The following is a 1,642-nucleotide window of genomic DNA, read 5'->3' on the forward strand; positions in this document are numbered from 1 at the left end:
CTAGCCCGGATATCTCAAAGGTAAAGGGTGCATCGGAGTCCTGCCTCTGAGAAAGTTGTTGTGCCGCAACGACTTTCGCGAACAGAGGAAAGAACCCCGATGCCGACAGAGTGTATCGCGGAATTGTTTGGCTTTGCAGCCGTGGAAAGACGCGTGGTCGCGGCGTCGTTCGACGGCGGGTCGATGACGTCGGATGCCGGCGGGCTGCTGCTGGGGGCGACGGACCGGGCGCTGGGTCTGATCGAGCGCTTTGCCGGCTGCTTCGTCGATCGTCGGAACCGCGAGTTGATCGAGCACGAGGTTCGTACCCTGGTCGGGCAGCGCGTCTATGGCCTGGCGCTGGGCTACGAGGATCTGAACGACCACGACTGGCTGCGGCACGACCCTGTGATGGCGGTGCTGGCGGGCAAGCTTGCGGCGCGGCGCAAGGACTGTGCGGCGGTGGCCGGCAAGTCGACGCTGAACCGGCTGGAGCTGAGCCGGCCGGAGCCGACGCGCTACCACAAGATCGGCCACGACGCGGCGGCGATCGAGGCGCTGCTGGTCGAGGTCTTCCTCGAGGCGCATGCCAAGGCGCCCGAGGAGATCGTGCTCGACCTGGATGCCACCGACGATCCGCTGCACGGCGCGCAGGAAGGCCGCTTCTTCCACGGCTATTACGGCCATTACTGCTACCTGCCGCTCTACGTCTTCTGCGGCCGCCACCTGCTGGCGGCCAAGCTGCGGCCGGCCAACATCGACGCCGCGGCCGGCGCACAGGAGGAGATCGCGCGCATCGTCGCCCAGATCCGCGCCCGCTGGCCCGCGGTGCGCATCGTGCTGCGCGCCGACTCCGGCTTCGCCCGCGAGGCGCTGATGGCCTGGTGCGAGGCCAACGCCGTCGACTATCTGTTCGGCCTGGCGCGCAACGCCCGCCTGGTCGGCGAGATCGCCGCGGAACTGGCCATGGCCGCTGCCGAGAGCACCATCACTGGCGCCCCGGCGCGCCGCTTCAAGGACTTCCTGTGGACGACGCGCGACAGCTGGAGCCGCAGGCGTCGCGTCGTCGGCAAGGCCGAGCATACCCAGGACGAGGCCAACCCGCGCTTCGTCGTCACCTCGCTTGGCCCCGACCGCGCCGGCGCCCGCGCTCTCTACGAGGGCCTCTACTGCGCCCGCGGCGAGATGGAGAACCGCATCAAGGAGTGCCAGCTCGACCTCTTCGCCGACCGCACCTCCAGCGCCACCATGCGCGCCAACCAGCTGCGCCTGTGGTTCGCCTCGTTCGCCTATGTCCTGCTCGACGGCCTGCGCCGCATCGCCCTGAAGACCACCGCCCTGGCCGATGCCACCTGCGGCTCGATCCGGCTGAAGCTGCTCAAGATCGGCGCCCTCGTCCGCGTCTCCGTCCGCAGGGTCAGGATCGCCATGGCCTCAGGCCATCCCTGGCAGCGCGACTGGGCCATCGCCTACCACGCCATGGCCGCCGACGCCTGACACGAACCAGACACCGCACAGCCGACATACCTTCCGCTCACCGCTTCCGGCGGCCTTCATCCGCGCTCGCGATCCGGCCAAAATCACCGATATCACTCAGACCATCACGCCACACACCCTGCGCCCATCACTCCACTCTCTCACTTCTTCCCTGTGAGATATCCGG

Annotated in this window: 1 protein-coding gene; it reads left to right on the forward strand. The window is 68.1% G+C overall.

The genetic code is table 11. The features are described from left to right. Positions 1–99: 99 nt before the first annotated feature. On the forward strand, positions 100–1,476 hold the full coding sequence (locus KF889_30660; GenBank protein ID MBX3503827.1) for an IS1380 family transposase: 1,377 nt from the start codon (positions 100–102) through the stop codon (positions 1,474–1,476). Positions 1,477–1,642: the final 166 nt, after the last annotated feature.

This window comes from Alphaproteobacteria bacterium (genome assembly GCA_019635875.1).
GTDB lineage: Bacteria > Pseudomonadota > Alphaproteobacteria > Reyranellales > Reyranellaceae > JAFAZJ01.